We start from the raw sequence: 5,730 nt of genomic DNA on the forward strand, positions 1-5,730 counted from the left end.
GCCCGGAAATGGAATGTAGACTATGCGTTCTATAAAACCGGGCCGGACAAATACCTGCTGTTTTTCAAGGCTGGACAGGCAGACGCAATGACCGCCTGCTTTTCTGAGTATTCCCGGAAAGTGTTAAGCAAAGCAAAATCGAACCGTGTTCCCATCCGGGAACAACTGCAACAGGCGGCAGATCAGCTTTCCAAAGAAAAGCCGAAGCAGAAAGAACGTGCAAAGGAGGTGGCCCATGAGGACAGATAAGATCAGAAAATATCTCATTCCGAACATTCCCTATCTATTCATCCTGTGGGCGTTCCTCAAGCTGGGAACGGCCTACCGGCTGGCAGCGGGTAACGATTTTGCACATAAGCTCATCGGACTGGGCCAGACGATTGGCCCGGCCTTTGCTGACTTTGCACCCGGTCTTGCCCCGCTGGATTGGCTTGTTGGTATTGTAGGCGCAGTTGGTTTCCGGCTGCTGATCTATTTCAAAAGCAAGAACGCTAAGAAGTTTCGGCGGGATGCAGAATACGGCAGCGCCCGGTGGGGAACGGAAAAAGACATCAAACCGTTTGTTGATCCAAGGTTTGAAAACAACGTGATTTTGACCGGGACGGAGTTTCTCACGATGAACACCCGCCCGAAAATCCCTGCAAATGCCCGAAACCTGAATTGTTGTATTATCGGCTCATCCGGCTCCGGCAAAACCCGCTTCTGGCTTACACCCCAGCTTTTACAGGCCCATTCCTCTTATGTGGTGGTCGATCCCAAAGGCGGTGTGCTGGGACAGGTCGGAGCTTTCCTGCAAAAACGCGGGTACAAAATCAAGGTATTCAACAGCATAGATTTTTCAAAATCCATGCACTATAACCCGCTGGCGTATATCCGCAACGAGGCCGATATTCTGAAATTCGTGGATGCCCTGATTTCCAACACCAAGGGCGAAGGCAAGGAAGGCGATCCATTCTGGACGAAATCGGAAACGCTTTTATACTGCGCCCTGATTGCCTACATCATTTTCGAGGGGCCTGCCGAGGATCGGAACATGAATACCCTTGTGGATATGATTTCCGGCATGGAGGTCAAGGAGGATGACGAGGACTTTATGAACGCGGTGGACTATATGTTTGCCGGGCTTGAAAAGCGCAAGCCGGATTGCTTCGCGGTCAAACAGTATAAAAAGTACAAATTGGCCAGCGGCAAGACGGCAAAAAGCATTTTAATTTCCTGCGGTGCGCGGCTGGCTCCCTTTGACATCCCGCAGCTTCGTGAAGTCATGGCCTATGACGAATTGGAGCTTGACCGCATCGGAGATCGGAAAACAGCGGTATTCTTCATCATTTCCGATACCACGCAGACCTACAACTTTTTAGTGGCACTTGCATTTTCGCAGATGTTCAACCTCCTGTGTGAACGGGCGGACAATGTTCACGGTGGCCGCCTGCCGCACCATGTACGAGTGCTGTGGGACGAGGCAGCCAACACGGGACAGGTGCCCCAGCTCGAAAAGCTGGTCGCGGTTATCCGCTCCCGCGAGGTGAGTCTTTGCCTGCTGTATCAGCAGTTGGCACAGTGCAAGGCCATTTACGATAAACACGCCGAGACAATCCTCGGCAACATGGACAGCGTGGTGTTCCTCGGTGGCCGCGAAGCCAGCACCATCAAGGAAATATCCGAAAACTGGCTGGGAAAGGCCACAATCAGTATGCAGACCGACAGCCGTTCCCGTGGCCAGTCGGAAAGCTATAGTCAAAATACCCAGCGGCTGGGCCGGGAACTGATGACCCCAGCCGAGCTTGCAACCATGCCGGGAGACAAATGTATTTTGCAGCTTCGGGGCCTGCCCCCGTTCTTCTCTCCCAAGTATGATCTGAAACGGCATCCGAACTACCGTTATACAGCGGAGGCCGATAAACAGAAAACCGCTTTTGACCTCGACAGGCTCATTAACCGCCGCAGGCGGCCCGGTCTGAACGAGGCGTGTACGATGTATGAGGTGACTGTGCCGGACGATGCGCTCACGGAAGAGGACGAGGACATCCTCAACTATGATGACATCGACGATCCAGACGCCTTTGCATAAACGCTTCGAGACAAAGTGTCCCGAAGTTTGTAACCTGCCGCCTGCAAGGGCGGCTTTTTTGTTACCGGGAAAATCCCGGAGAAATGGAGGCTTATATGGCATTTTTCTCATCTGCAATCGACACTTTACAGACCCTCGTTATCGCTCTCGGCGCTGGCCTTGGCGTATGGGGTGTGGTCAATCTGCTGGAGGGCTACGGCTCGGATAACCCGGGCTCCAAGTCCCAGGGCATGAAGCAGCTCATGGCGGGTGGCGGCATCATCCTCATTGGCACCACGCTGATCCCTCTGCTGTCTGGCCTGTTTTAAGGTAGGCGCTTATGGATTTTCTCACCGACTGGCTCACAAACTGGCTCAAAGAGCTTCTGATTGGCGGGATCATGGGAAACCTCGAAGGTCTTTTTGATACCGTCAATACCCAGGTCGGAGAGATTGCGGCACAGGTAGGGACTACCCCGGCGGCGTGGCACGCCGGGGTTTTCTCCCTGATCCGACAGCTTTCCGAAACGGTGATCCTGCCGATTGCCGGAATGGTGCTGACCTTTGTTGCCACTTATGAGCTCATACAGATGCTTTTGGAAAAGAACAATATGCACGAGGTTGACGTTGCGAACCTCTATAAATGGATGTTCAAAACAGCCTGTGCAATCCTGATCCTGTCAAACACATTCAATATCGTCATGGCCGTGTTCGATGTCTCGCAGAGCGTCATCGCGCAGGCAGGCGGGCTCATTCAAGGCTCTACCGATGTTTCGGCGGATATGCTTGCTGAACTGGAAACCTCGCTGGAGGCGGTGGACTTGGGGCCGCTTTTGGGGCTGTGGCTGCAGTCTGCGCTCATTGGCTTCACGATGAAGGCGATGGGAATTATCATTTTCGTTTTGGTGTATGGCAGGATGCTGGAAATCTATCTGCTGACCAGTCTGGCCCCCATCCCCGTTGCTACGCTTTCCAACCGGGAGCTTGGTGGCACCGGGCAGAACTACATCAAGTCCCTGTTTGCTGTGGGCTTTCAAGGGCTGCTGATCCTTGTATGTGTTGCAATTTACGCAGTGCTCATTCAAGGCATCGCAACAGGCGGCGATCCCATTGGGGCGATTTGGGGAACTGTGGGCTACACGGTTCTGCTTTGCTTCATGCTCTTTAAGACCGGGAGCATTGCCCAGCGTATCTTTGGCGCTCATTAACAGGAGGTGGTGCTTATGCCGAGAAGATACGGGGCAGACGGAACGCGCTTATGGAATGGAAAAACGCCGGAGGAGTTTACTGAGGCAGACGCTTACCGCTTTATGGCGGAAACAGAGGCCATCCTGCAAAGAAAAGAGTTGATGGACGACCCCGCCCAGCCTGCTCCGGCAAGCGGAAAGGAGGACTTTTATCTGAGTAAGAAAGACGATGTATTGCTGACCCCGGAGCAGATTGCTGCGGAGGAGCGGCGCTGGCTGTTTGATGCTCCCATCGCGGAGCTTGCAGAAGTCAAGGGCGTTAGCATTGATGAGGCAGTAAAAATGCGGACAGATGCTGTCTTGCAGGAGGCGGTTGTTCCGATCACGGTATCTGTCCGCCCGATTGAGCCGCAGGGAAAACTGATCGGCTTCGCCAGCGTCAATTTTGGCGGTGTGGTCATCGACGATTTTAAGGTTGTGGACGGGAAAAACGGGATTTTCCTCGGCGCTCCCTCTAAACCTGATCCTGCCAGCCGGACGGGATACCGGGCTACGGTTCGGATTCCTGACCGCGCCACACAGGAACGGATCAATGCAGCTGGTGTGGAGGCGTATCATGCGGCGGTGGAACAGCTTGTTGCACGGGCCCAGGCGGTACGGCCTGCCCCGATCAAGGAGCAGATGGCCGAGGCCGCGAAACAAGCTGGAAAAGAAAATGCCGCCCGGCCTGCACCTGCCAAAGCAAAGGAGGCCCGCAATGACCGATAGCCGCACTTTGGGACAACGTGTCCCGAAGGAGGGCTTGTTTCTCATGGACGGCATCGAGGGCCTGCGCTCCCTGCCGAAGCATAGCGTGGATATGCTGCTGACTGATCCGCCCTACGGCACAACCCGGAATTATTGGGATGTGCCCCTGCCGCTCCCGGAGCTGTGGGAGGCGGTGAAATGGGCAGTCAAGCCGAATGGCGCAGTGCTGTTTTTCGCACAGTGCCCCTTTGACAAGGTGCTGGGCGCATCCAACCTCGCCATGCTCCGCTATGAGTGGATTTGGTACAAGGAGCGCGGAACGGGCTTTCTCAATGCAAACCGGGCTCCACTGAAAAAGTCCGAGAATATCTTGGTGTTTTACCAGAAGTCCCCGGTCTACAATCCGCAGTTTACTTATGGCAAGCCTTATGCCCGCGTTCATTCCCGAAGCGGTACAAGCTCCAACTATGGGAAATTTGAACGGCAGGGCTCAGAGTCCAACGATGGCCGCCGCTATCCCGGAAATGTGCTTTTTGTGCCTACGGTGTCCGGCGGCATCCATCCCACACAGAAGCCCGTGGAGCTTTGTGAGTATCTGATCCGCACCTATACCCGCCCCGGCGAATTGGTCGCGGACATTTGCGCGGGCTCCGGCACAACCGCGATTGCAGCTATCAACACAGAACGTCGCTTTGTATGCTTTGAAACGGCCCCGGCCTTTTATGCCGCCGCCAGTGAGCGCATCCGTGTGGCGCAGGCAGTAAAAAGCTCCGGCGAGAAAGGAGTGTAATTATCCAGCAGTATTCTATCATTTACGCCGATCCCCCTTGGCGCTACTCGGCTAAGAAAGTACAGGGCGCGGCGGAAAAACGTTATCCCACTATGAGCATTGAGGAGTTATGTGCGTTGCCTGTGGCTGATCTTGCAGCCCCGGACAGCGCACTCTTTTTATGGGCCACTTTCCCGCAGCTCCCGGAGGCGCTCCGGCTGATCGAGGCTTGGGGCTTCACCTATAAATCTGTTGCTTTCGTCTGGCTGAAAAAGAACAAGAAAGCGGATAGCTGGTTTTACGGCCTTGGCTTCTGGACAAGGGGCAACGCGGAAATCTGCCTGCTGGCTACCAAGGGACACCCGAAGCGGCAGGCTGCCAACATCCATCAATTCATCATTTCCCCGATTGAAGCCCATAGCAAAAAGCCGGACGAGGCCCGCGACAAAATTCTTTCCCTGATGGGAGATCTGCCCCGCGTGGAGCTCTTTGCCAGGCAGACCCCGCCCGGTTGGGCTGTGTGGGGAAATGAAGTAACACCAACCATCCCGGACTTTGGGACACATTGTCCCGAAGTGCAGAAAGGAGTGTGATCTATGCCCTATGTAAACGTACCAAACGATTTATCCAAAATCAAAACAAAGATGGCTTTCAACCTCACTAAACGCCAGCTTGTCTGCTTCGGCAGCGCGGGCGCGGTGGGGATTCCGGCCTATCTGCTGACCCGTGGCACCCTCGGCAATACCGGCGCGATGTTTCTCATGCTGGGAATTATGCTCCCGGCGTTCCTGCTGGCGATGTATGAAAAGGACGGCTTGCCCTTTGAAAAGGTTGTGCGAAATATCATCCGGGCCAAGTTTCTAAGGCCGGGGATCAGGGCCTACCGAACCGAAAACATTTATGCGCCCTTTGCCGGGCCGGGCGCTGGAAAGGAGGATGTGATTGAAAAACACAAAGAAGAAAAACGGAGCCGCCGCC

Annotated in this window: 8 protein-coding genes; all 8 read left to right on the forward strand. The window is 54.5% G+C overall.

Going from position 1 to position 5,730, the window contains the following annotated elements:
• A partial coding sequence (locus H8Z83_RS20505) for a PcfB family protein (protein ID WP_187016384.1) occupies window positions 1–249 on the forward strand: 249 nt, incomplete at its 5' end.
• Window positions 236–2,071 carry a VirD4-like conjugal transfer protein, CD1115 family gene (locus tag H8Z83_RS20510; RefSeq protein WP_187016385.1) on the forward strand — a complete coding sequence of 612 codons (1,836 nt, stop codon included), beginning with the start codon at window positions 236–238 and terminating at the stop codon, window positions 2,069–2,071. The genes H8Z83_RS20505 and H8Z83_RS20510, both read left to right, overlap by 14 nt.
• Window positions 2,072–2,166: 95 nt before the next feature.
• Window positions 2,167–2,379 (forward strand): Maff2 family protein, encoded by a 213-nt coding sequence (locus tag H8Z83_RS20515; protein WP_117471222.1) that lies wholly within the window; start codon window positions 2,167–2,169, stop codon window positions 2,377–2,379.
• Between the two features lie 11 nt (window positions 2,380–2,390).
• Window positions 2,391–3,257 carry a VirB6/TrbL-like conjugal transfer protein, CD1112 family gene (locus tag H8Z83_RS20520; protein ID WP_187016386.1) on the forward strand — a complete coding sequence of 289 codons (867 nt, stop codon included), beginning with the start codon at window positions 2,391–2,393 and terminating at the stop codon, window positions 3,255–3,257.
• 15 nt (window positions 3,258–3,272) lie between these two features.
• Window positions 3,273–4,004 carry a septation protein SpoVG family protein gene (locus H8Z83_RS20525; protein ID WP_187016387.1) on the forward strand — a complete coding sequence of 244 codons (732 nt, stop codon included), beginning with the start codon at window positions 3,273–3,275 and terminating at the stop codon, window positions 4,002–4,004.
• A complete protein-coding gene (locus tag H8Z83_RS20530) occupies window positions 3,994–4,773 on the forward strand; it encodes a DNA-methyltransferase (protein ID WP_158365215.1) in 780 nt (259 codons plus the stop codon). The genes H8Z83_RS20525 and H8Z83_RS20530 overlap by 11 nt, the downstream gene beginning before the upstream one ends.
• A 17-nt stretch (window positions 4,774–4,790) precedes the next feature.
• Window positions 4,791–5,345, forward strand: coding sequence for an MT-A70 family methyltransferase (locus H8Z83_RS20535; RefSeq protein WP_187016389.1), 555 nt, complete (start codon window positions 4,791–4,793; stop codon window positions 5,343–5,345).
• Between the two features lie 3 nt (window positions 5,346–5,348).
• A partial coding sequence (locus tag H8Z83_RS20540; protein ID WP_187016388.1) for a PrgI family protein occupies window positions 5,349–5,730 on the forward strand: 382 nt, incomplete at its 3' end.

Source organism: Dysosmobacter segnis (assembly GCF_014297285.1).
Taxonomy (GTDB): Bacteria; Bacillota; Clostridia; order Oscillospirales; family Oscillospiraceae; genus Oscillibacter; species Oscillibacter segnis.